Source organism: Acinetobacter sp. NIPH 284 (genome assembly GCF_000369425.1).
Lineage (GTDB): Bacteria > Pseudomonadota > Gammaproteobacteria > Pseudomonadales > Moraxellaceae > Acinetobacter.
This window is the reverse complement of sequence record NZ_KB850009.1, coordinates 209754-235061: the sequence shown is the minus strand read 5'-3', so window position 1 is coordinate 235061 and position 25308 is coordinate 209754. Positions and strand designations below refer to the sequence as shown.

Annotated in this window: 17 protein-coding genes, 4 tRNA genes and 6 pseudogenes; 16 read left to right on the top strand and 11 right to left on the bottom strand. The window is 40.7% G+C overall.

Annotated features, from left to right (window positions below; genetic code table 11):
• Positions 1-201: 201 nt before the first annotated feature.
• On the bottom strand, positions 202-1479 hold the full coding sequence (locus F908_RS02005) for an O-acetylhomoserine aminocarboxypropyltransferase/cysteine synthase family protein (protein ID WP_005156651.1): 1278 nt from the start codon (positions 1477-1479) through the stop codon (positions 202-204).
• A gap of 297 nt (positions 1480-1776) precedes the next feature.
• Here F908_RS02005 and ettA point away from each other — a divergent pair, with 297 nt between their 5' ends.
• The 6 genes from ettA (at position 1777) to F908_RS01975 (ending at position 10954) form a co-directional block, all read left to right on the top strand.
• Positions 1777-3438: an energy-dependent translational throttle protein EttA gene (ettA, locus tag F908_RS02000; RefSeq protein ID WP_005156650.1), complete on the top strand. Its 1662-nt coding sequence runs from the start codon at positions 1777-1779 to the stop codon at positions 3436-3438.
• A 183-nt stretch (positions 3439-3621) separates the two neighbouring features.
• Positions 3622-4020, top strand: a complete 399-nt coding sequence (locus tag F908_RS01995) for a cation efflux protein, CzcI-like (protein ID WP_205666451.1) — start codon at positions 3622-3624, stop codon at positions 4018-4020.
• Positions 4021-4074: 54 nt separating this feature from the next.
• Positions 4075-5493, top strand: a complete 1419-nt coding sequence (locus F908_RS01990) for a TolC family protein (RefSeq protein WP_005156647.1) — start codon at positions 4075-4077, stop codon at positions 5491-5493.
• Positions 5493-6725 carry an efflux RND transporter periplasmic adaptor subunit gene (locus F908_RS01985; RefSeq protein ID WP_005156646.1) on the top strand — a complete coding sequence of 411 codons (1233 nt, stop codon included), beginning with the start codon at positions 5493-5495 and terminating at the stop codon, positions 6723-6725. The genes F908_RS01990 and F908_RS01985 overlap by 1 nt, the downstream gene beginning before the upstream one ends.
• On the top strand, positions 6715-9882 hold the full coding sequence (locus F908_RS01980) for an efflux RND transporter permease subunit (protein WP_005156645.1): 3168 nt from the start codon (positions 6715-6717) through the stop codon (positions 9880-9882). Before F908_RS01985 ends, F908_RS01980 begins: the two co-directional genes overlap by 11 nt.
• Before the next feature lie 127 nt (positions 9883-10009).
• The gene (locus tag F908_RS01975) at positions 10010-10954 is read left to right on the top strand and encodes a cation diffusion facilitator family transporter (protein ID WP_005156644.1); all 945 of its coding nucleotides are present in this window, start codon (positions 10010-10012) and stop codon (positions 10952-10954) included.
• 31 nt (positions 10955-10985) lie between these two features.
• On the opposite strand, the gene F908_RS01970 is transcribed toward F908_RS01975, so the two are convergent.
• Positions 10986-11324 (bottom strand): zinc-ribbon domain-containing protein, encoded by a 339-nt coding sequence (locus F908_RS01970; RefSeq protein WP_005156642.1) that lies wholly within the window; start codon positions 11322-11324, stop codon positions 10986-10988.
• A gap of 224 nt (positions 11325-11548) precedes the next feature.
• On the opposite strand from F908_RS01970, the pseudogene F908_RS01965 reads away from it, so the two are divergent.
• Positions 11549-11752, top strand: a pseudogene (locus tag F908_RS01965) (hypothetical protein); the annotation flags it as partial.
• Positions 11753-11951: 199 nt separating this feature from the next.
• Positions 11952-12887 (top strand): hypothetical protein, encoded by a 936-nt coding sequence (locus tag F908_RS01960; RefSeq protein WP_004660107.1) that lies wholly within the window; start codon positions 11952-11954, stop codon positions 12885-12887.
• A 42-nt stretch (positions 12888-12929) separates the two neighbouring features.
• On the opposite strand, the gene F908_RS01955 is transcribed toward F908_RS01960, so the two are convergent.
• From F908_RS01955 to F908_RS01925, 7 genes are all read right to left on the bottom strand, one after another.
• Positions 12930-13005: transfer RNA gene (locus F908_RS01955), tRNA-Glu, on the bottom strand.
• A gap of 37 nt (positions 13006-13042) precedes the next feature.
• A tRNA-Glu gene (locus F908_RS01950) sits at positions 13043-13118 on the bottom strand.
• A gap of 211 nt (positions 13119-13329) precedes the next feature.
• Complete coding sequence (locus tag F908_RS01945) at positions 13330-14736, bottom strand: amino acid permease (RefSeq protein ID WP_005156637.1); 1407 nt, start codon at positions 14734-14736, stop codon at positions 13330-13332.
• Positions 14737-14853: 117 nt separating this feature from the next.
• Positions 14854-14929: transfer RNA gene (locus F908_RS01940), tRNA-Glu, on the bottom strand.
• A 26-nt stretch (positions 14930-14955) separates the two neighbouring features.
• Positions 14956-15031, bottom strand: a tRNA-Ala gene (locus F908_RS01935).
• Positions 15032-15089: 58 nt separating this feature from the next.
• Positions 15090-16598 carry a glutamate--tRNA ligase gene (gltX, locus tag F908_RS01930; RefSeq protein WP_005156634.1) on the bottom strand — a complete coding sequence of 503 codons (1509 nt, stop codon included), beginning with the start codon at positions 16596-16598 and terminating at the stop codon, positions 15090-15092.
• A gap of 105 nt (positions 16599-16703) precedes the next feature.
• Entirely contained in the window at positions 16704-16949 is a 246-nt protein-coding gene (locus tag F908_RS01925; RefSeq protein WP_372616323.1) for a DUF4179 domain-containing protein, read from the bottom strand.
• Between the two features lie 463 nt (positions 16950-17412).
• Here F908_RS01925 and F908_RS01920 point away from each other — a divergent pair, with 463 nt between their 5' ends.
• Positions 17413-18042 carry a sulfate ABC transporter substrate-binding protein gene (locus F908_RS01920; RefSeq protein ID WP_005156626.1) on the top strand — a complete coding sequence of 210 codons (630 nt, stop codon included), beginning with the start codon at positions 17413-17415 and terminating at the stop codon, positions 18040-18042.
• On the opposite strand, the pseudogene F908_RS01915 reads toward F908_RS01920, so the two are convergent.
• Positions 17984-18720 (bottom strand): annotated as a pseudogene (locus F908_RS01915) (IS4-like element ISAba33 family transposase); the annotation flags it as partial. The gene F908_RS01920 and the pseudogene F908_RS01915 sit on opposite strands and share 59 nt — an antisense overlap.
• Before the next feature lie 36 nt (positions 18721-18756).
• Here F908_RS01915 and F908_RS01905 point away from each other — a divergent pair.
• Both F908_RS01905 and F908_RS16055 read left to right on the top strand, forming a co-directional pair.
• On the top strand, positions 18757-19104 hold the full coding sequence (locus tag F908_RS01905) for an IS630 transposase-related protein (RefSeq protein WP_005156618.1): 348 nt from the start codon (positions 18757-18759) through the stop codon (positions 19102-19104).
• A 17-nt stretch (positions 19105-19121) separates the two neighbouring features.
• A pseudogene (locus F908_RS16055) lies at positions 19122-19595 on the top strand (IS630 family transposase); the annotation flags it as partial.
• A gap of 7 nt (positions 19596-19602) precedes the next feature.
• Here the strand turns inward: F908_RS16055 and F908_RS01895 are convergent.
• Positions 19603-19962 (bottom strand): annotated as a pseudogene (locus tag F908_RS01895) (IS4 family transposase); the annotation flags it as partial.
• 73 nt (positions 19963-20035) lie between these two features.
• Here F908_RS01895 and F908_RS01890 point away from each other — a divergent pair.
• The 5 genes and pseudogenes from F908_RS01890 to F908_RS01870 form a co-directional block, all read left to right on the top strand.
• Positions 20036-20485 (top strand): annotated as a pseudogene (locus tag F908_RS01890) (sulfate ABC transporter substrate-binding protein); the annotation flags it as partial.
• Between the two features lie 197 nt (positions 20486-20682).
• On the top strand, positions 20683-21606 hold the full coding sequence (gene rsmH, locus F908_RS01885; protein ID WP_005156613.1) for a 16S rRNA (cytosine(1402)-N(4))-methyltransferase RsmH: 924 nt from the start codon (positions 20683-20685) through the stop codon (positions 21604-21606).
• Positions 21606-21944: a cell division protein FtsL gene (locus tag F908_RS01880; RefSeq protein ID WP_005156612.1), complete on the top strand. Its 339-nt coding sequence runs from the start codon at positions 21606-21608 to the stop codon at positions 21942-21944. The genes rsmH and F908_RS01880 overlap by 1 nt, the downstream gene beginning before the upstream one ends.
• A gap of 10 nt (positions 21945-21954) precedes the next feature.
• Positions 21955-23788 (top strand): annotated as a pseudogene (ftsI, locus tag F908_RS01875) (penicillin-binding protein PBP3).
• A 3-nt stretch (positions 23789-23791) separates the two neighbouring features.
• Complete coding sequence (locus F908_RS01870) at positions 23792-25291, top strand: UDP-N-acetylmuramoyl-L-alanyl-D-glutamate--2,6-diaminopimelate ligase (RefSeq protein WP_005156610.1); 1500 nt, start codon at positions 23792-23794, stop codon at positions 25289-25291.
• Positions 25292-25308 lie beyond the last annotated feature (17 nt).

Below are 25308 nucleotides of genomic sequence, written 5' to 3'. Positions count from 1 at the left end.
TTGTGATTAGGCACTGCACTTTATTTTGTATGTATATTAACCGATATTTTTTGTTTGTCTAGTGTAAATGTTTGAAATTTAATATCTTTTTAGAGTAAAAACTCTAAAAAAATAAACCGATATTTTAAAAATGATATTATATTTTTCGAATTTTGCATAGAAAAAAAGCCCTATGTTAAGGGCTCATTGATTTCATTGAATTTAAACCTGAGCAAGCGCCTGTTCAAGGTCAGCAACTAGGTCATCAATATGCTCAATGCCAATAGACAAGCGCACAAGGTCTTCACTGACCCCTGCCGATTTAAGTTCCTCTGCATTGAGCTGGCGGTGGGTGGTGGTTGCTGGGTGGCAGGCCAGACTTTTGGCATCACCAATATTCACCAGACGTGTAAACAGTTGTAATGCATCGATAAAACGAGTACCGCCTTCTAAGCCATCTTGTACGCCAAAAGAAAGAATCGCTGAAGGTTTACCTTTCACATACTTTTGTGCCAAATGATGCTGTGGATGGTCACTTAAACCTGCATAATTGACCCATTTTACTTTTGGATGTTGTTTCAAATAATTTGCAACTTTCAGAGCATTCTCCGTATGGCGCTCCATACGAAGGCTTAAAGTTTCTAAGCCTTGTAAGATCAAAAACACACTCAGCGGACTAATCGCAGCCCCTGTATTGCGTAGCGGAACAACGCGTGCACGTGCGATATAAGCAGCTTCACCTAGAACTTCAACATAATTCACGCCGTGATAGCTTGGATCTGGTGTATTCAACGCTTTAAAACGTTCAGGATATTTGCCCCAAGGGAATTTGCCACTATCAATAATGACACCACCAATACTGTTGCCATGTCCGCCAATGTATTTCGTCAGAGAATGAACCACGATATCTGCACCAAATTCAAATGGTTTCAATAAAGCAGGAGTTGCAACAGTATTATCTACAATAACAGGGACACCATATTCATGCGCAATTTTGGCAATCGCTTCTAGGTCGATGATATTTCCAAGAGGGTTTCCGATCGACTCAACAAAGACCAGTTTGGTCTTATCATCAATAATAGAACGTAAAGCTTCGGGATTCTGATAATCAAAGAAACGAACTTCAATCCCTTGTTTCGGCAATGTATGCGCAAATAGGTTATAAGTACCACCGTATAAAGTGGATACAGATGCAATATTGTCACCGGCTTCAGCAATCGTTTGAATCGAATAGGTGATCGCTGCCATACCTGAGGCTAGAGCCAATGCACCAATACCACCTTCAAGCGCTGCGAGGCGTTGTTCGAGTACGGCGGTGGTTGGATTCATAATACGGGTGTAAATATTGCCCTGAACTTTTAAATCGAATAAGTCAGCACCATGTTGTGTATTATCAAATGCATAAGACGTGGTTTGATAAATAGGTACAGCGACAGCCTTTGTAGTGGCTTCTGGTGAATATCCCGCATGAATGGCTAAAGTTTCATCTTTATAGGTCATGATTACATCATCTACGTGAGTTAAATACTGATCGAGTGTAGCCGAAAAGCTTTCCTAAATGGTGCATAATTTATGCGATTTATTGCGTTTTTATTCATATAAACAAAATAATAAGCGATTGAAAGTCATGATTCTATTGTGAAGACAAAATTGTGTAATGTCTTGAAAAAGAAAATCCTTTGATTGGATGAAACAAAGATGATCTTAACTTCATGTTAATCCCGTTTTCAGCGTATAATACGTGCGATTATTTTTCGCTTTTTGCGATTTATTGGTTTTTCAATTGAGGAGTCCTGCGTGGCCCAATATATTTATACGATGAATCGAGTGTCGAAAACGGTTCCGCCGAAGCGCGAAATCTTAAAAGACATCTCTTTATCATTTTTCCCAGGCGCAAAAATTGGTGTGCTTGGTTTGAACGGTGCAGGTAAATCTACCTTACTCCGTATTATGGCTGGCGTAGATAAAGATTTCTCAGGTGAAGCACGTGCACAACCAGGAATCAAAATCGGTTACTTAGAACAAGAGCCGCCATTAGATCCAACCAAAGATGTTCGTGGTAACGTTGAAGATGGTGTACGTGAAGCACTTGATGCTTTAGCGCGTCTTGATCAGGTTTTTGCAGAATATGCTGAGCCTGATGCAGATTTCGATGCGCTTGCAAAAGAGCAGGAAAAATTAGAATCAATCATCCATGCTTGGGATGCACATAATCTGAATAATCAGCTTGAAATTGCTGCAGATGCATTGAATCTTCCAGCTTGGGATGCAGATGTATCATTGCTTTCAGGTGGTGAGCGCCGTCGTGTTGCATTATGTCGTTTGTTGCTGTCTAAGCCAGACATGTTACTTCTTGACGAACCGACGAACCATTTAGATGCTGAATCAGTGTCTTGGTTAGAGCGTTTCTTGAAAGATTTCCCTGGTACGATTGTTGCGATTACGCATGACCGTTATTTCTTGGATAATGTGGCTGAGTGGATTCTTGAACTTGACCGTGGCATGGGGATTCCTTATCAAGGTAACTACTCTTCTTGGTTGGAACAAAAGAATGCCCGCCTAGAGCAAGAGAACAAACAAGAAGAATCTTTTGCGAAAGCATTGAAAAAAGAACTTGAATGGGTTCGTTCAAATGCCAAAGGTCAGCAAAAGAAAAACAAAGCACGTATGGAGCGTTTTGAAGAACTTAACTCACGTGAATTCCAACAGCGTAACGAAACTTCTGAAATTTATATTCCACCTGGTCCACGCCTAGGAAATAAAGTTGTAGAAGTTGAAGGCATCAGTAAATCATTCGATGGTCGCTTACTTTACGAAAACTTAACGTTTACTGTACCTCCTACAGCGATTGTGGGTATCGTGGGTCCAAACGGTGCGGGTAAAACCACGCTATTCCGTATGATGACTGGCGAACAGCAACCTGATACAGGTACGGTGACTTTAGGTGAGTCAGTTAAAGTGGCTTATGTGGGTCAGATCCGTGACACCTTGGATAACAACAAAACCGTTTGGGAAGAAGTTTCTGGTGGTTTAGATATCCTCAAAATTGGTGATTACGAAATTGCATCACGTGCTTATATCGGTCGCTTTAACTTTAAAGGTCAAGATCAGCAAAAACGTGTAGGTGAATTGTCTGGTGGTGAGCGTAACCGCTTACAACTTGCCAAGATCTTACAGTTAGGTGCAAACGTTATCTTACTGGATGAGCCATCGAACGACTTGGATATCGAAACTTTACGTGCGCTTGAGGATGCAATTCTTGTATTCCCAGGTACTGTGATGGTGGTATCGCATGACCGTTGGTTCCTTGACCGTATTGCAACGCACATCTTGTCATTTGAGAATGAACAGCCAGAATTCTACACAGGTAACTATGCAGAATACGAAGCATACCGTCAGTCTCGTTTAGGGGATGCAGCAGCAACTAAACGTACAAAGTATAAAAAGATTACAGGTTAATTTCCTGTCTAAAAAAACCAGCTCTCGAGCTGGTTTTTTTATTTTCAGAAATTATAAATACAAATCAAGGATTGTGCGATAAAGCTAAATTTCAGGACGATCTTGTTTTAGTTCGTTTAATGTAATTTTATTACATGTACTTTATTTGCTATAGTGACGCAAATTTTGAACAGTTGGTGTAACGTGCAACGTTCTGCTGTATTTATGACACTCTTGCTGAGTTTGTTCATGTTCCAAAGTTTTTGGAATGTGGCGGCGGCTTTTTGTGCGCATGAACAGCCGACTGAATATCGTACGTTGAATCATTTTGGGCATCATATCCCTGAAAATTTAGATGTTTCTGAAAAACATGCAGTAGTTGCAGATCAAGATGCTTCTGATTTACCCATGCCGTTAAGCTTGCAAGATCATCATGACCATCTGCCATCTTGTTTTCATGTGGTGGTGGCTGAAGTTCAGCAACGTGTAAATGAACCGATGTTGCACAGTCAGGACGTAGAACAAAAATATTACTGGTCCAACTTCTATCAGTCTCCACATCTTTCAGGGCTAAATCCGCCGCCTTTATCAACCCCGCTATAGGTGGGGTAGCCGAAAAATAGCCCACCGCATTCTTATTACTTTGAGGGGCTTTATATGTCTTCTAGTTTAAATCAGCGTATTCATGCAGTTGAGCAGCATACGCGAAAAAATCGTACTCAATTGTCATTGAAGTGGTCAGTGTTGGCACTTGCCTTAAGCACTGCTATTTTGAGTCCATCCATTGCCGCAGAATCTTTACTTGATGCAAATCAGCCTGCAACCAAGGCTGCACAACGTAATCTGAATTTTGAGCAAATCTTGCAGGATGTGAAACAATATCAGGCAGGCACAGGGGTGTGGCAAACGCAGCAAGGAATCGCTGAGGCCAATGTGAAACAAGCCGGGTTATGGTCGAATCCAAGTATTTCTATTCAGCAAACCGACTTTAGGTCAGGCAAAGACAAAGAGTTGGAATTTGGTGTTTCACAAAAATTAGACATTTTTGGTCAACGCCGTGCTGCGGTTAAGCTTGCCGATGTACAAGCATCTCAAGTGGGGCTTAATCAGGAGCTCTACAATGCGCAACTTGAGTTAGCAGTTAAATATCTGTGGTCGCAAGTGGTGGTGCTAGAGCTGGAACATGATGTGGTTCAGGCACAGTTAAAAACCAGTCAGGATACTTTGGATGCAACGCGCTTAAGACTCAAAGCGGGCAGCATTGCGCAGGTTGATTTAGATCGTACCTTGATGGCGCATATTGAAAATCAACGGTTATTTCAACAAACCGAACTCTCTTTAGCCACTGCAAAGCGTCAATTGGCAAATCTGTGGGGTAGTACCGATAACCGTTTCTCTACTCAGGCAAGCAATGTCTGGCCACAACAAAATGATTTGCAAGATTATTTGCAGAACAATTTATTTGAGCGTGCTATTCAACTCGATATTGTACGCCAAAAAGCCAATATCGATTATTTAAAAGTTTCTAATCGACCGAATCCGACGGTCAATTTAGGTATGGTGCAAAGTAAAAGCGCTGATACAAACTCGACCGATAACAAATTCAGAGTGGGCATCGATATCCCTTTGAATATTTTTAATCGTCAGCAGTATTCATTACGAATTGCCAATGCCAAACAAGATTTATTGGTCAAACAGCAACAGTTTTACAAACAGCAAAACTTAAATGCCATTCAGACCTTAACTGCAGAGTTGGCTGGGTTGAAACAACAGTTCGATTTAGTCAATCAACGACAAATTCCATTGTCTGAAACGGTGCAAGAAAAAATGTTGCTCGGTTTCAAAGTCGGTAAATATGCCATTACCGATGTGCAGCAAGCAACCATGCAATTGCAAGATCAACGTTTAAATAAAGTGCAGTTACTCAAGAGTGCATGGCAAAAGCAAATTGATGCAGAGAGTTTAGCACTGGGAATTGAGCCGAGTATGGTGAGTTCAAGTGATGCTTTAAACCAGATTAATCAAACCCTTTGGAAAGATACCAATAACCTTCCCACTGTAGTAGGAGCAGAATAATGTCGACAAATAAATCTAAAAAACAGTGGTTTTGGGTCATTCTGGTTGTTGCCATTGGCTTAGTTCTCAGCGCGTTATTATTTTTCACTGGCAAGAACAAAGCCAGCGGTGATGCAACTGCGGCTGATAGTCATGCTGAAGGTGAGGAAGGACATACAGAAGGTGAAGCTGGACAGGGTCAGGAAAGTGAGGAAGGTAGCTTAAACCTAAGCCCAAAGCAGATGACTGAATATGGTGTTAAATTGGCTCAAGTCGGTGTAGGTGAAGTCGGACAGCAATTTGCTTACCCAGCAAAATTGGTGACCAATACCGATCAGCAAGCGCATGTTTCAGCCACCTTTGCTGGACGAGTGGAAAGTGTCAATGCCGTACTGGGTCAGCAAGTAAAAAAAGGACAAGTTTTAGCGACCTTATTTATTCCAGATTTGGTTGATCAGCAAGCCAATTTAAGTATTGCACAAGAAGCTTTAACCCTTGCACAGCAAGACTATCAACGTGAAAAACAACTTTGGGAACAAGGTGTTTCCGCACGTCAGGATTATCAACGTGCCTATAATGCTTATCGTCAGGCACAGATTCAGGTACAAGCTGCGCGTAGCCGTTTATCTGCCTTGGGTGCATCCAGTGGCAGTCAGGGGCGTTATGTGTTGACCGCACCTTTAAGTGGTGTGGTGAGTTTGAAAGATATTGTGGTGGGTGAGCAGATTACCGCAGATAAGCAGTTATTTGTGATCGATCAATTGGATCAACTGTGGATTGAGTTTATTTTACCGAGCGTCAATAACATCAATGTCCAACCGGATCAGCAGATCGAGTTTAAATCGCTACAAACCAATAATAGCTTTAAAGCGAAAATCCAGACCTTAACTACAGCGGCAGATACGCAGACTGGTCGTTTGCAGGTTCGTGCCAAAGTGTTAACCCCAGCCAAAGAATTACGACCTAATTTGATGGTGAATGTGCTGTTAGATGGTACGGATAAGAAGCCTGTGCTACGTGTTGCCAAAGCGGCCATTCAGCAGATCGAAGGCAAAGCCACAGTTTTTGTCGCTAAGCAAGAGAAAGACCAAATGCATTTCACTCCTACACCTGTACAACTGGGTAGTTACTCAAGTGATGGACTGTGGGTGGAAATCCAATCTGGTCTGACTGAAAAGCAACAATATGTCAGTCAAGGCAGTTTCCTTTTGAAATCTGAGATCGAGAAGGGAGAGGCTGAGCATGGACACTAAAGATAAGTTAGAGCTTCCACCCGCGGAAGGCCTATTTGACCGGATTATTCAATTTTCCATTCGTAATGCGATTTGGGTCATGCTGTTTGTCGTCGCATGGATCGGGGTCGGCATTTATAGTTATCAAAAGCTTTCTATTGATGCCGTGCCTGACATTACCAATGTACAGGTACAAATTAACAGTCAGGCGGGGGGATTTACCGCACCTGAGGTTGAACAGCGAATTACCTATCCGATTGAAAATGCCATGTCGGGTATTCCGAACTTGGAGCAAACCCGTTCCATCTCCCGTTACGGCTTATCCCAAGTCACGGTGATCTTTAAAGATGGTACCGATATCTATTGGGCGCGTCAGCTGATTAACCAGCGTTTACAGGAAGCCAAGAGTGCTTTGCCTGATGATATTGATCCACAAATGTCACCGATTTCAACTGGTCTGGGTGAGATCTATCAATGGGTAATCAAGGCTGAACCGAATGCCAAAAAGGCGGATGGTACACCTTATGAGGCCATGGATCTTCGTGAAATTCAGGACTGGATTGTTCGTCCTCAATTACAGCGTGTGCCGGGTGTTGCTGAAATCAATACCATTGGGGGATATAACAAGACCTATGTGGTTTCTCCAGACCTGAAACGTTTGCAACAACTGCAAATTCCGTTAACCGATTTGCAAACTGTACTCACTGAAAATAATGAAAACCGCGGTGCGGGTTTTATTGAAGAAAATGGACAACAGCTGACGGTACGTATTCCGGGGATGTTGAAAACCGTACAAGACATTGAGAATGTCACGGTCAGCACCAAGAATGGTTTGCCGATCCGTGTTGCCGATGTTGCAACAGTTTCGATTGGACATGATCTGAGAACAGGGGGTGCCACCTATAACGGTGAAGAAACCGTACTGGGTATCGCGATGATGATGATGGGTGAGAACAGTAAATCCATCGCTCAAGCACTCGACAGCAAAATGCAGGAAATCAAACGTTCATTACCTGAAGGGGTGGTGGTCGAAACGGTATATAACCGCAGTAACTTGGTTGATAAAGCCATTAAGACGGTGGCGAAAAACCTGATCGAAGGTGCAATCTTGGTGATTGTGATCCTGTTTGTGTTCTTAGGTAACTTCCGTGCGGCATTGATTACTGCCTGTATTATTCCTTTATCTATGCTGTTTACCCTGACAGGGATGGCGGAGCAAAAAATCAGTGCCAACCTGATGAGTTTAGGCGCATTGGACTTTGGGATTATCGTCGATGGTGCGGTGGTGATTGTCGAAAACTGTATCCGACGGCTGGCAGAGGCTCAACACCATAAAGGTCGACTCCTGACCCGTTCCGAACGCTTTACCGAAGTCTTTTTGGCGGCAAAACAGGCAAGACGTCCGCTGATTTTTGGACAAATCATCATTATGGTGGTGTATTTGCCAATCTTTGCACTGGCAGGTGTAGAAGCGAAAATGTTCCATCCAATGGCAATGACCGTGGTCTTGGCCTTGATCGGTGCCATTATTTTATCGGTGACTTTCGTCCCTGCTGCGGTGGCATTATTTGTTACCGGTGAGGTCAAAGAGAAAGAAAGCCGTTGGATGGCGGCATTAAAAAGCGGTTATAAATCCTTGCTGGATAAAGCCTATGCTTTCCGCTATGTGGTGGTGGCCGGTGCAGTGACTATTTTGATACTCACCGCTGCGATTGGTTCGCGTGTCGGTAGTGAGTTTGCGCCACAACTGAGTGAAGGTGACTTTGCTTTACAGTTGATGCGTGCACCAAGTACAGGAATTGAAGAATCACTGAAGATTCAGGAAAGTGTTGAGAAGCAATTACTCGCAGAGTTTCCAGAAATCAAGGCGATCTTTGCCCGTACAGGTACGGCCGAAGTGGCAACGGATGTGATGCCCCCTAATATTTCTGATGCAATCGTTTTGTTAAAGCCGCGTGATCAATGGCCAGATAAATCGGAAACCATTGACGAGCTTCGAACCAAAATGTTGGCCTATGTTGAGAAAATTCCAGGCAACAACAGTGAGTTTTCTCAGCCGATTGAATTACGTTTCAACGAACTGATTTCAGGCGTACGTAGTGATATTGGGGTGAAAATTTTTGGTGATGATATGCAGGTTCTGAACCAAGAAGCAGAAAAAGTCGCGCAAACCTTGAGAACGATTACTGGTGCAAGTGAAGTCAAAGTCGAGCAGACTGATGGCTTACCTTTGCTCAATGTCGATATCGATCACGCACTGGCTGCACAATATGGTTTATCGGTGAAATCCATTCAGGATTTGGTTGCTGCCAGTATTGGTGGACAAAGTGTTGGGCAGATTTTACAGGGTGACCGTCGTTTTGATTTTGTGGTGCGTTTGGATGATGGGATGCGTACGCCGCAGCAATTGGCGATGTTACCGATTCAACTACCGAATGGTGGTTTGATCAAACTGCAAGACGTGGCAAAAGTGGAGAATATTTTAGGCTTGGCGCAAGTCAGCCGTGAAAATGGCAAGCGCCGTGTTGTAGTCACCACCAACGTACGCGACCGTGATTTGGGCTCATTTGTGGGTGAAATGCAGCAGAAATTATCTCAGCAAAAATTACCAAGCGGTTATTGGCTTGGTTATGGCGGTCAGTTTGAAAATCTGGCCTCGGCAAAAGCCAGAATGCAGATTGTGGTGCCATTGGCATTGCTGATGATCTTTGTTCTGTTGATGGCGGTGTTTAATAACTTTAAAGAAAGCTTGCTGGTATTTAGTGGCGTGCCATTTGCGTTGTCAGGTGGATTAGTCGCACTTTGGTTGCGAGATATCCCCTTGTCGATGTCAGCAGGTGTTGGGTTCATTGCGCTCTCTGGTGTCGCAGTACTCAACGGTTTAGTGATGCTGAGTTTCATCAAAGAGCTGCGTGAGCAGTTTAATGTACATAAAGCGACATGGCAGGGTGCGATTCTCCGACTACGCCCCGTTCTGATGACGGCCTTTGTGGCATCACTGGGCTTTATTCCGATGGCGATTGCCACAGGTACAGGCGCGGAGGTTCAACGTCCATTGGCAACAGTGGTGATTGGTGGGATTATTTCTTCCACTTTACTGACATTGCTGATTTTGCCTGTAGTTTATCGCTGGATGAATGAAGCTAAGGAAGCAAAAAGTCAGGAAACCGCAATCTAATCCATTTATGTTATCTTCTTAATTAAGCATTTTATTAAGAAGAATCTGAACCGATCAAAGCATGATTCATGCTTTGATCGACTGTGGGGCTGAACAGTCTTACTTTGATAATGATAAGGAGTCCAACATGAGTGGACATCAAGGGCATGATCATAGTCATGCTGCTGTTACAGAAGGCAATGCAAAAAAACTAACGATTGCGCTAATACTGACCACGACTTTTTTAGTCATTGAATTTATTGCAGGTATCATCACACAGAGTTTGGCATTACTTTCCGATGCTGCACATATGTTTACTGATGCCGCTGCATTAGCGATTGCTTTAGCTGCGATTAAAATTGCTAAACGCCCTGCTGATGATAAGCGTACCTTCGGTTATCAGCGTTTCGAGATTTTGGCGGCATTGTTTAATGCATCTATGCTATTTTTTGTGGCGATGTATATTCTTTACGAAGCCTATCAACGTTTTACCCAACCGCCCGAGATTCAAAGTATAGGCATGTTGGTGGTCGCATCAATTGGATTAATCATTAATTTGATTTCCATGAAAATTTTGATGTCCAGTGCGACTGAAAGTTTGAACATGAAAGGTGCTTATTTAGAAGTGCTGAGTGATGCATTAGGTTCTGTCGGTGTGATTATTGGTGCTGTGATTATCTATTACACCAATTGGTATTGGGTCGATACCATTATTGCGGTCGCGATCGGTTTTTGGGTCTTACCAAGAACATGGATTTTGCTCAGACAAAGTATCAATATTTTATTAGAGGGTGTACCTGAAGAAGTTGATATTGAAAAGTTACGCACTGATCTATTGGCTTTAGATGGCGTTGAAAGTATCCATCAATTGAAGGTTTGGGCAATTACATCGAAGAATATTCATCTCACAGTACATCTGTTTGCACCTAAGGTTGACCGTAATCAGTTGCATCGTGCTGCGATTGAAATGTTATTGCATGAACATGGTATTGTCGAAGTGACTTTGCAGATCGAAGATGATGCTGAAATGAATTGCCAGCATATGCATCAACATGTTGAAGATGAACAACACACTCATTCACATCAGCACTGAGCTGATGTGAATCGGAATTTAGAGCAACGTGTTAGTTTTGCCATTCGTGATTACAGTCACGGCATTTCCAATGCTTTTGCGCTTGCATAAAAGCCTGCATGGAAATTTTGAAATCAGGCAGATCGCGCCAGAACAGAACACCTGCAATCACACAAACACCAAATACCGCAACCGTTGCGATTTGTAGTGTTTGTCCAGCACCATTGCCAAAAATCCACATCCCAACACTAATTAACACCAGCACCAGTAAAATAAAAATAGCAGGCACTAAAAGTACCAAGCTTTTAGGTACATTTGGGCGAGGGCTGTTGGCACCTTGACTGACAGGCATAATTTTCACGCTTTGGCATTTAGGGCAACGATATTGCATAAAGATTTCCTATAGTATTTTGCTTATTTTAGCGAAAATTATGCAAAAGCTAAAATCCTACGTTGTTCAAATACATAAACTTACTTATTTTGTACTATCTTTAAAATATTAAGTTGATTCGAGCAATCCATATCGGTCGCAGCTCGTCTAAACCTGTTCGCTAAAATAATATCAGTCATGCTAATTTGTGAACTGAATGTGTTGAATAATGCGCAAGGAATCGCATGTTGCCTACCAAACTTCTAAAATTACGATTAGCCCGCATCGAAAAGGGAGAAGGTCATCTTTCGACCCAAGACAAGCTAATGTTGGTTAGCATGGAGAGTCCTGATTTAAGTGCAAATTTCTTTTTAAGATTGTTTAAAGTCTCGTTACCAAAGCAATGGAAATTCCAGCATGAGACAGATGGAGATATTCTATATACATCATAACTTATCAAATTAATTGAAAACCAATGAAACATATTTAGAAAATGGACGATTAAATTAATTTAAAAGTGTGCAACAAAAAGACGCAAATTGCGCTAAATAGCATGCTAATCTACATAAAAACAGCCAATAAGTTGATAAAACAGATTGTTGCTCATATCAAAATTGAGTTGCTGAGAAAGGGAAGAGGGAGAACATCTTGAATCGACAAGATGACAAAAAGGCAATGTTCGATATTATGCCTGCAGATATAGAATCATCAGATGAAAAACCGTCTTTATCACGTCGGTTAATCAATAAGACATTACAGCACGCACAAGATGCTGTTGAGTTTGCGAGTGATACCTCTCGTAATATTGCAGGTGTTGCAGATGCCGCCTTAGATGCCTTAGATCAAGTTACCCATCATACCAAACGTGGTGTTGAAGGGATGCGAAATACTGTTCGTGATATGGTATCAGAAACCAGTGAAGCAGCGCGTCAAGTTGCGTTGGCAATGGCACGTGCATCGTTAGGGAAAAGTAGCCTCACCTTATATTTGCCTGAAATGCTGCTCAATAATCAAATTCGGAAACGTATGGATCGTTCTGAAATTGATGATATTAAAATTGAATGTGGCAATGATCGCTTTCATATTGAATTAGATGGCCACTATCGCCGTTTCCTATATCGTCTGTCTTTAGAATTCAATGTTTTAGAATGTCGTATTGGGCAGGAAAAATATTTACGTCTTTGTCAGGTCGATGAGCATCTGGATTTACAAATTCGTCATGGTGGTACTTTAACAAATTGGGCAGCAAGACGTGTTGGTAATATCAGCTTTGAAGTGATTAATTCCTTACCAATCCCATTTTTGATCAATCACCTCATTCGTGATGTGCCAGGGATTCAAAAAGAAGGGCATCGTTTATGGTATATCGACCTTGAAGAAGCGGGTTTTATTGATTTCATTAATAATCGCTCATGGATGGTCGATAAGCTATTAAGCTTGACTGATTTTAGTATTTTGCCAGGACTTAATATTTTGCAAGAGAGCCGCGAATTGGTACAACAATTAGTTGATCAATTTGAGATCCGAGGCTTACGTGTTCAGTCTGGACGTTTAGAAGTCCAAGTTGGAATTGGAAGTGAGTAAGCAATAAAAAAGCCACTGTCAATGCAGTGGCTTTTTAGAATTTGGCGTCCCTACGGGGATTCGAACCCCGGTTACCGCCGTGAAAGGGCGATGTCCTAGGCCTCTAGACGATAGGGACTTATATGAGGCATACATCTGAAAACAATAATAAATATTGGCGTCCCTACGGGGATTCGAACCCCGGTTACCGCCGTGAAAGGGCGATGTCCTAGGCCTCTAGACGATAGGGACGTTTCAGAGGTGGGCGTATATTAGGGTGAATTGGATAGGGTGTCAAACATTTTTCCAAAGAAAATCTAAAAAAATCTTGTGAGTGTCTAAAAATAAAACATATCGTAGAATAAATAATCAAAATAAAGAAGTTAAAGTAAAATTATCAAGCAAGTTAATTTAAGTTAAATAAAAAATGCAGCCTAAGCTGCATTTTTTATTCATTATCATTTTATTTACGATCACGGTATAAAACGTAGTAACTTAAATAACAAGCGGCAATAAACAGTAAGCATCCAATAAAACCAACCTGCATTTCAGGATCGTATGCCATGCTGAGACCTGTAATTAAACAGAAAACAAAACCTAAGATGGGAACGATTGGATAAAGTGGTGCAGCAAATTTTAAATCTTTTGCTGAATGTCCAGCCTTGTACCATTGGCGTCTAAAGTTAAACTGACTCCAACAAATACTCATCCATACGATGACCATGGTAAATGCAGCAACACCGAGTAAATTCTTGAAAATTGTCTCTGGGGCAAAATGTTCAGATAGCAATCCGGGAATTGCGCCAAACATGGTTACCACTAGCGCAATGATAGGCGTACCACTCTTAGACAATTTTGAGAATATGCTTGGCAGTTGGCGTTGATCAGATAAAGACCACATCATGCGAGAAGCCGCATAGAGACCTGAGTTTGCAGCGGATAATAAGGCAGTAATAATCACGAAGCGAATAATATCGTCGGCATATGGAATACCGATGTATTTAAATACTGTTACGAAAGGGCTGCTACTCACTCCATCACCGCCTAGGCCAGCTATATGGAAAGGAAGTAATGCACTAATAACAACAATCGTACCCACAAAGAAAATTAATAGTCGCCAAATTGCCGCATTAATTGCTTTCGGAACATTTTCAGCTGGATTTTTGGTTTCACCTGCGGCAACACCAATGAGTTCAGTTCCAGAAAAGGCAAAGTTAACAATTAACATCGTGGTGAAAATTGGAAAAAGACCTTGTGGAAACCAACCATGTGCCGTTAAGTTATGAAATAACGGTGCTGATTCAGTGCCTTGGAATGGAATGAAACCAAAAATTGCGCATAAACCTAAAAGGATAAAGACAATAACGGTAATGACTTTGACTAATGCAAGCCAAAATTCTGATTCAGCAAAAATGCGGGTTGAACTTAAATTTAATCCTAAAATTGTAATTGCAAAAATAATGGTCCAAATCCACATTGAAATATGAGGGAACCATTCTTGCATGAGTAAGGCTGCGGCAGTAAATTCTGTACCAAGCGTTGCGGTCCATGTCAGCCAATACAGCCAAGAAATCATATAACCCGTTCCTGGGCCAATATATTTTTGAGCGTATGCGCCAAAAGATCCAGCCACAGGCATATGTACTGCGAGCTCACCTAAACAGAGCATGACCATATAGGCAATTAAACCACCTAAAAAGTAGGCAATAATTGCGCCGATAGGACCTGTTTGAGCGATGACCTCGCCAGAACCTAAAAATAAACCTGTACCAATTGCACCGCCCAATGAAAGCATCACTAGGTGACGGGTGCTCATTGCACGTTTTAATGTTTTTGATTCAGAGGTAGCATTTGAGTTGGAAGATTGCATACCACAATTTGTCCAAGCGTGGAGAAGCGGGTATTTTATGTAAAATTTTGAAATGTGCAATCTGAATGAATGAATATTTAGTTGAAAATTATAATTTTAATTATTTTGCATAAAATATGGCGTCCCTACGGGGATTCGAACCCCGGTTACCGCCGTGAAAGGGCGATGTCCTAGGCCTCTAGACGATAGGGACTTATTGAGGCAACACAAATTGAAGTTTGGTGGAGCCAAGCAGGATCGAACTGCTGACCTCTACAATGCCATTGTAGCGCTCTACCAACTGAGCTATGACCCCAGTCTGTGTGAGCGCAATATTAGGGCGAATGCGCTCACACGTCAATGATTAAACTGAATTAATTCTCACTATTTGCATCATTTTTCGGCAGTTTGAGTGATTCGTTTAATTTTTCCCAAACTTTAAGTTCTTTCTTGCTTGGCCCACCTACGATTTCTAAGGCATGACGTAAACGTGCAAAAGTCAAATCAGGACCTAGTGTTACCATAGATTGCATCACAGGCGTTGAACTCGTTGAACCCGCAATCGCAATAAAGAATGCTGGCATAAAGTCACGAAGTTTAACTTCCATTTGAGTGGCTAAATCCATCAGTGTTTGGCTGACAGTATCATTATTCCACGTAAACTGACTTTCTAAGCGCCAAATTGCAAATTGTAAGCTTTGACGAACTTGTTCTTCGGTCAATTTTTTGCTTTCAAACTGTTCTTTACTGATCTGTGGCATGTGATTGAAATAGAAACCAGCCCAATTCACAGCTTCTGAGAGTAGATTGATACGAGGTTGAATCGCAGCCGCAATGTCTTCAAGTGTTTGACGGTCACTTTTCCATGTTAATAGGCGATCTAGAAGTTGTCCCGGTGTTAAGCCTTTGATCCATTGACCGTTCAGCCAATTAAGTTTTTCAACATCAAAGATTGGGCCACCCAATGAAACACGCTGTACATCAAAGTTTTCAACCATGTCCTGTAATGTGAATACTTCACGCTCATCAGGCATTGACCAACCCATGCGACCTAAATAATTCAATAATGCTTCTGGTAATACACCAATGTCGCGATAATAGTTAATAGAAGTTGGGTTCTTACGTTTAGACAGTTTTGATTTATCTGGGTTACGTAACAATGGCATATGACATAAAGTTGGCATTTCCCAACCAAAATATTGGTAAAGCAACTGATGCTTAGGCGCTGAAGGCAGCCATTCTTCCCCGCGTAATACATGGGTAATTTCCATCAAATGATCATCTACGACATTAGCAAGATGGTAAGTTGGTAAACCATCCGTTTTTAGCAACACTTGCATGTCAACTTGTGCCCAAGGAATCTCCACTTCACCACGAAGCAAATCATTAATCTTACAAATACCATCTTCAGGTACTTTCATTCGAATGACATGTGGTTCACCCGCAGCAAGGCGTTGTTGTACTTCTTCTTGTGAAAGTTTTAAGCCACGCCCATCATATTTTGGCGTTTCACCACGTGCTTGCTGCTCTGCACGCATTTGGTCTAGGTCTTCTGCTGTTGCGAAACAATAGAAAGCATGTCCTTTTTCAACCAAATCTAAGGCATATTGTTTGTAAATCCCCATACGTTCCGATTGACGATACGGCGCATGAGGGCCGCCCACATCTGGACCTTCTGACCAGTTCAATCCTAACCAACGTAAAGAATCTAAAATCATCTTTTCTGATTCAGGTGTTGAACGGAGTTGATCTGTATCCTCAATACGTAAAATAAATTCACCGCCGTGCTGTTTAGCAAAACATAAATTAAATAACGCAATATAAGCAGTACCTACATGAGGGAAACCTGTAGGAGAAGGCGCAATACGGGTACGAACTTTCATAAATTATCGAAGCTTAAATTAAAATTGAAACTATTATAACGAAAAAGCCTAGTCACAGCATGACTAGGCTTATTTAAACATCTAGAGCGTTACATATTTAAAAGATCAAGATGTGTGCGGTTGAAAAATAGTCTGAACAAAGCGTGAAAAACGTTCGTGTTGGCTTGCAAAGAACGTTTGCGTTGGCGTTGTACGGATCGTATTCAACATTTTTAATTCGTCATCTGTTGAAGGCAACATGGCTGTATTACGTTTTTGTTGATCAAGCGCTTTCACAATTAACGAAGACGATTTGTCTATCATTTTAATATTATTGTTTTCTTTAATTGCGGCTGCATGTCCAACTTGAATAGAAAACACCAAAAATAAGCTTAAGCATAGTGTTTTTTTAAGTTTTGATGCTTGCACGGTAACATCCCCTTCATGACTTCGAGTCTACAAGACTAACTAAATGACTATAGTATTGCTTTAATCATACGATTCAAACATAAATTTTAATAAAAAATATAACCATGTCACACTTTTTACAAAAAATAATAAATAAACACGATTTTGGGTATTGTAAGCCTGATGGCTAGAATATCTGCAAATCAAATCTAACAAGCAAATGTGTAGAAAAAGTGGAGAATGATAATTTTTCTCAAAATAAAAATAACATGAATAAACACTTAGCATTTTAACTGCAATACATCCTTAATATCACGATATATAAAAAAAAGAATAATTTCTAAATTATTGATATAACTATTTGATTGTAAATTATTTTTAAATAAATATAGTGGTCACAAATATACAGAAAATGAGTGAATAATAAATGAAAACAGTGATCGCCGCAGCATTGCTTGCTTTGGGTTTAAATAGCATAGCGCAGGCAGCTACAACGTTTTTAAATGTATCTTATGATCCAACACGAGAGTTTTATCAAGAATATAACCAAGCATTTGGTCAATATTGGAAACAGCGTACAGGTCAAGAGGTCGATTTTAAACAATCGCATGGCGGTTCAGGTAAACAGGCACGATCGGTAATTGATGGTTTACAGGCTGATGTTGTGACATTGGCTTTGGCGAATGATATTGATGAAATTGCCAATGCAGGTCTCATTCGTAAAGATTGGCAAAAACAATTTAAAAATAATTCTGCACCTTATACATCAACGGTTGTATTCCTTGTCCGTAAAGGAAATCCGAAAAATATCCGTGATTGGAATGATCTTACCAAAGAGGGTGTCGAAATTATTACCCCAAATCCGAAAACAGGTGGAGCACCGCGTTGGATTTATTTATCGGCATGGGGCTATGCCTTGAAACAACCCGGTGGTAATGATGCTAAAGCCCGTGATTTAGTAAAAAAATTATACCAAAATGCTCTGTACACGACAAATTTCATAGAGCCCTTGTCCTATCAGGCTTTTTCTTTCTTAAAATTGCGAGCACTTTCTTAAATTCTTCTTTTTTTCCAAAACCAATCAAACGTAGAATAGCCATCTGAACATAGTCTAAACCGTATCGAAATAAACTGACTGAAAGTCGTCCATGCTTCTTTATTTTTATCGCTTTTTTTCGATCATGTTGCCATTCACCTGTTAAATAGCACCAACAGAAACCGATGGCTAGCACTGCTATCAATTTCTTGACTCGTCTAGGGTCTGTTAAACGAGTATTTTCAAGATTGAATCCACGTCCTTTGAGACAACTAAATAAGGTTTCGATTTCCCAGCGTAATGCATAATCACGAATAGCAGAAGCATTAAACCTAGGAGAAACAACAAGTAAAAGTTCTCCATCTTCTAATCGTAACGCACTAATATACAGTTTCACTCGACCAACCCAAATACGTCGTTTACGACATTCTGTTTGACCAACTTGAAGATGACGAAATAAATCACTAATTTTATGATTCTTAGCTAAGTGATTGGTCACAATAAAGTTTTTTTAACACGTATACAGAAGTTAATGTCATTTTCAATTAACCATGTAAACCATTTCTCACCGATAAATTCTCTATCTGCAAACACATTCACAATACGGTCTTTACCAAAAATGGAGATAAAGCGTTGAATCAAAGCAATACGCTCTTTTGTATCTGAATTTCCACGTTTATTGAGCAATGTCCAAACAATATAGTCAACACGTCAAAAAACCAATACAATACCAATATGAGTTATCCAATACATTTTAGAAAGAAAATATTAGCCAAGCTTGAAGAAGGTCAATCTATCCGAGCGGTTGCTCAGCACTTCGAAATTAATAAAAATACAATTGTCGAATGGAAAAAGCGAATCGAAATAAAAAGAACTCGACCAAGAAAACCATCTAAAGTTGATGATGATGCCTTACGTGCAGATGTTGAGCAATATCCTGATGATTATCAATATGAACGCGCTGCTCGTTTTGGTTGTGGTACTTCTACAATTGGAGATGCGCTCAAGCGTCTAAATATCACAGTTAAAAAAAGACCTTACGGCACCCGAAAGCAAAAACAGAACTCAGAGAACAGTATTTAAAAGATTTAAACCGATTAAGGTATCAACACCAGATTATCTATCTTGATGAAAGTGGATTTAAATCTCATGAACATAGACCTCATGGTTATTCAAAACAGGGAACTCCTTGTTATGGAACATATAATTGGCAATTAAAAAATCAAACTAATGCAATAGGAGCAATCCATGAGGGTAAGTTATTTGCAGTGGGTTTATTTGATAGCAAAGTAAATTCGGATGTATTTCATTTTTGGGTAGATAAGTTTTTATTACCAGAATTACCCTCGAATAGTGTAATTGTCATGGACAATGCAGCCTTCCATAAACGACAAGATATACAAGATCTATTAGCCCAACATGGGCATCAAATACTTTGGTTACCACCTTATAGTCCTGACCTTAATCCTATTGAAAAAATGTGGGCATGGGTTAAAGCAAAAAGGAAAAAATGGTTGGTTAACTCAATAGATAAGCTTTTTAGTCGTTTCTTTAACGAGTGTATGGGTAATTAAGCGGTTTTACTATAGGTATCGCTATTCCACGATAGACGATGGCTAACATCAAGATATTGATATCTCGTTTTCCCCATTTCCAGTTGGTTCTATCCAAAGTTAATTGGACTTTATCGAATGAAAATATATTGAAAATTAACTGAGAAATTTGACGATAATCGAAGTACTGATCTGCAAAGAAGCGTTGTATACGTCGATAAAATGATTGTGGTAAGCACTTGATGGGTAAGGCTTTAGATGCAGAAGAAAGATTACATGTCTGTTTTACAATTAATGCAAGCATAATCAGTGTAAAACATTTTACACGTGACTTGTTCCACTTTAGATATTTGTTTAAGATGAGATGTAACTCATTGAAATGTGTCATCATATTCGTCGTCAGAAAACAAGTATTATGCCATTATTTCAATGAGTTGTCTTTTTTTGTCGTGTACAAAGACCAAAATGTCAAAGTGCTTGATTCGGGAGCACGAGGTTCTTTAACTACATTCGCTGAGCGAGGTATAGGCGATGTGTTACTGTCATGGGAAAATGAAGCTTTATTGGCGACCCAAGGTTTAGGTAAAGATAAATACGATATTGTTTATCCATCAATTTCGATTTTGGCTGAGCCTTCAGTTGCGATTGTAGATAAAACCGTGGATAAAGATGGTAATCGCAATTTAGCGCGAGGCTATTTAAATTTTCTTTATTCACCTTTAGGGCAGGAACTTGCGGCAAAACATTATTTCCGTCCACGTAATCCGCAAGTTGCAGCAAAATATGCGAAACAATTTCCAAAGATCAAACTATTCAGCATTAACGATGTATTTGGTGGATGGGCAAAAGCGCAAAAAAACCACTTTGTGAATGGTGCGATTTTTGATCAAATTTATGCAGATAAACAGTAAATAAATTATATATAAAATTTGTGATTGAATATGGGAAAGCAAATACACCGAGTATTTGCTTTTTTGTTGCATAAAAAATGATAAGAAAACGGTTTTATCTATGAAAAGTTAAGAATTCTCTACAAAAAGTCGTTTGGTACTGGGATAAAACAAGGTGATAATGTGCAGTTACATTTTTAGCTATTGATCCTACTGTTATGTCGCATATTTCTGTCTTACTTCATGAAACCGTTGATGGCGTATTGGCAGGTCGCGATACTGGTATTTTTGTCGATGCAACGTTTGGTCGAGGAGGGCATACCAAGCTCTTACTTTCCAAATTGGATCAAAATGCACGTGTTTACGCCTTTGACAAAGATCCTCAGGCACTTGAAGTTGCCGCACAATTAGAACAAGAAGATTCGCGGTTTAAAATTATTCATGCCAGTTTTGCCGATATTCAGGCGGAATTAATAAATATTGGTATTACCGAAGTTGACGGCATTATGGCCGATTTGGGTGTGTCTTCACCACAACTTGACCAAGCAGAACGTGGGTTTAGCTTTATGCAAGATGGCCCACTGGACATGCGTATGGATAATTCTCAAGGTTTAACTGCGGCGGAATGGTTACTTGAAATTGAAGAAGAAAAATTAGCCAATATTATTTTCCAATATGGCGAAGAGCGTTATAGCCGTCGTATTGCCAAAGCGATTAAATTGGCGGGTGAAATTACGACAACTGCTCAACTTGCAGAAATTGTCAAAGTTGCTCATCCGAAATGGGAAAAGCATAAACATCCTGCAACGCGTACTTTCCAAGCGATTCGTATTGCAATTAACAAAGAGCTTGATGATATTGAAACGTTTTTACCGCAAGCTGTAGAATTGTTGAAAGTACAAGGACAGTTAGCTGTGATTAGCTTCCACTCTTTGGAAGATCGTTTGATTAAACAATTTATTCAAAAAGAATCAACTTTAGCGGAAGATCATGGTTGGGGAATGCATCAAGCACAGGTTGATACGCGACGTTTAAAGAAAGTGTCTCGTATTCGTGCGAGTGAAGCAGAAGTAAAAGCAAATCCTCGTTCACGTAGTGCATGGTTACGTGTAGCAGAGCGTTTAGAGCAGAAAGGCAGATAATGAATAAAAAGAATGATGATGAGATCATATCTAGCAGCAAGAAAGGACTGAAAAAAGTTGTAGTGTATGCTGTGCTGATGGCGATGGTATTCACAAGCGCAATGATGGTGGTCTTTCAAGTGTTTGAATATCGTCATGATTATCGTGATTTAAGTGCTTATATGCGTGAAAGAGACGATCTGAATGCAGAATGGGGGCGCTTGCTGATTGAACAGCAAACGTTTGGTGCAACTGCGCAGATTGGCTCTCGTGCTGTTACACAATTGCGGATGTTTTCACCACCCGCAGCACAAACGGTTGTGATTTCTTTACCTATGACTTCAAAGCAAGACAAATAAGGCATGCTGTATGGCAGATAAGCGAAGTAAACCAATACGAAAAAAACAGCAGTCTATTTCTGAAAGACCGACACTTGCATTAGACATGTGGCGATTTTATTTGCTTTGGGGTACGGTATTGCTGTGCTTTATTGTATTGATTGCACGTGCATTTTATGTGCAAGTGGTCAATAAAGACTTTTTACAAAATAAAGCGAATGCCAATATTTTGCGTACGGAACGCCTAGAAGCAATGCGTGGTGTGATTAGTGATCGCCACGGAGTGCCTTTAGCGATTAGTACACCGATCATGAAAATTGTGATTGACCCAAGAGATTATTGGGAAACGAAACAGCAATTTGATGAAATCACAGCCGAATTAAAAAAAGATCCACATAACCGAAAATTAAAACGTCAATTACCTGATAAAAACTTGAATTTGGATGAGTTGGCAGATGCGGTTGGTGTAGACCGTGCTGATCTCAAAAAGCAAATGGAAGCTCGTCCACGCTCACGTTATTTGGTACTACAAAAAGAAATTCCACCACAGCAAGCTGACCTCATTACCAAGCGAAACTTTCAAGGGGTTTATGCTGAAAAGACGTATAAGCGTTACTATCCGCAACCACAGCCGAATGCACAAATTATTGGTTTAACCAATAGTGAAGGTGTTGGGGTTGAAGGTTTAGAGATGCAACTGAATAAACAGTTGTCAGGCGTCGATGGTGAACAAAAAATTATTCGGGATAAAAAAGGTAATCGTCTTAAAGTCTCAGAAGTGATTAAAGAAGTCGAGTCAGGTGAAAATGTCACGCTCAGTATCGACTCACGTTTGCAATATATTATGTATCGTGAATTGACCGCTGCTGGTGTTGCAAATAATGCTCGTTCGGCAACCGCTATTGCTGTAGATGTAAAAACTGGTGAAATTTTAGCAATGACCAGTTGGCCGTCATATAACCCAAATGATAAAAATGGTTTAGCCAACAAAGATGCAATGCGTAACCGTGGTGCAATCGATATGTTCGAACCAGGTTCGACGATGAAGCCATTTACTGTTGCAGCTGCCTTAGAAAGTGGCAAATACACGCCAAACACAATCGTGAATACCTCACCAGGTTCAATGAAGTTGGGATGGCATACCATTCGTGATACACACAACTATGGTGCATTAACCCTGACAGGTATTATTGTTAAATCATCTAACGTGGGTTCAGCCAAACTTGCGTTATCGTTACCTAAAGATGCGATTCCATCATTCTTCCGTCGTGTCGGTTTTGGGCATCGTTCTGATGTGAAATTTCCAGGCGAGAGCGCAGGGCTGTTGTATTCGGGTGATAAGTTGAACCCCTCTCAGTTGGGTACGATGGCGTATGGTTATGGCTTAAACGCAACCATTCTCCAAGTTGCACAAGGTTATGCGATGCTCGCAAACCATGGTGTGGAAATGCCATTAAGTCTTAGAAAATTAGATCAAGCACCCCAAGGTAAGCAAGTTCTTGATCCTAAGATTGCAGATCAAGTGTTATTGATGCTTGAGCAGGTTACTATGCCAGGTGGTACAGCTACACAGGCCAATATTCCTGGTTATCGTGTGGGTGGTAAAACAGGTACGGCACATAAATTACGAGCTGACCGTAAAGGTTATTCGAGTAATGAATATCGTGCCTTATTTGCTGGGGTTGCTCCAGTGAGTGATCCTCGTCTGGCGATGATTGTCGTCGTTGAAAATCCTCAAGGTCGTTATTATGGTGGTCTCGTTGCAGCGCCCGTTTTTGCGAGAATTATGCAAGAATCGCTACGATTACTGAATGTACCTTTAGATAAACCACTTGATACCTCTATAAAATCCAATCCGTAGGTAGATTATGTCGATTAGTTTTCAGCAGATATATCCGATTCATATCGATGCGGCTTGGTTCACTCAGCCTTTTCAAGGCTTTTGTCTAGACAGCCGTAAGATTGAAGTTGGGCAGATTTTTATTGCTTTAAGTAGTTATAGCCAACCTGAAAAAACCCGTCAATTTGCACAAAATGCGCTGAATGCAGGGGCATTGGCGGTCATTAGTGAAACAAGTTTGGGGCTTGCGAACGAATGGGTTTGCCCTGAAGTACGTTTTCTTATGGGTGAATGGCAGCAGCAATATTTACAAGCGGTCGATCCTGTAGAGTCATTACGTGGTATTGCAGTCACAGGTACCAATGGTAAAACCACGATTTCACGCTTAATTGCAGAGTTAATTAGTTCGCAAGGGCAAGGCTGTGCAGTGATGGGGACAACAGGCAATGGTATCTTGCCAAACTTGACCCCTTCAACCCACACCACTTTAGATGCGCTGCACTTACAGCAGGCATTGCATGATTACGCTAAACAAGGGGCTAATTTTGTTGCACTTGAGGCGAGTTCGCATGGTCTGGAACAAGGTCGTCTGAATGGTTGTGATCTTGAGATAGCAGTTTATAGTAATTTAAGTCGTGATCATTTGGATTATCACGGTACTTTAGAGGCTTATGCAGAAGCTAAGGCGCTATTATTTAAATTTACTACATTAAAAGTCGTTGTGATTAACATCGACGATGCACATGCAAACGTGATGCTGGCTGCTGCGAAAGAAAATCCATCAAAACCGAAAGTTTTGACTTATTCTTTGACTCAAACTTCTGCGGATTATTATATTGATCATTTGCAATATCGCTTGAGTGGTGCAAGTTTTACATTGATTAGTCCAACAGGTAGATTTGCTGTGCAAAGCCCATTGCTTGGACATTTTAATGTAGAAAATTTATTAGCAAGCTTGATTGCAGCAGAATATGCTGGTTTTTCGCTTGCTGATTTAGTGCAGTTTGTTCCGCAACTTAAGGGTGCACCAGGACGAATGCAAGTCATTCAAGATGCGGATCGTCTATTTGTCGTTGATTATGCACATACACCTGATGCATTGATTCAGGTGTTAACCACGTTGAAACGTCATGTCACTGGACAATTATGGGTGGTATTTGGCTGCGGTGGTGATCGCGATCGCGGTAAGCGTCCTTTAATGACTCAGGCTGCGCTTGATCATGCTAATCCAGTAGTTCTCACCTCGGATAATCCACGAACTGAAAACCCTGAACAGATTTTTGCTGATATGAAGCAGGGAATTGATTTTGCAGAACACAGCGTACATGAAATTCATGATCGCCGTGAAGCGATTAAATTTGTGGTCGCTCAAGCTCAAGCTGGAGATATTGTCGTGATTGCTGGCAAAGGTCATGAAAACTATCAGGAAGTAGATGGCGTTCGTCACTGGTTTGATGATGTAGTCGAAGTGCAATCTGCGATTAATGCTCAGCCACATTCTGTAGATTCAGCTTATCCTGCACACTAAGGTTAAAAGGTAAATAA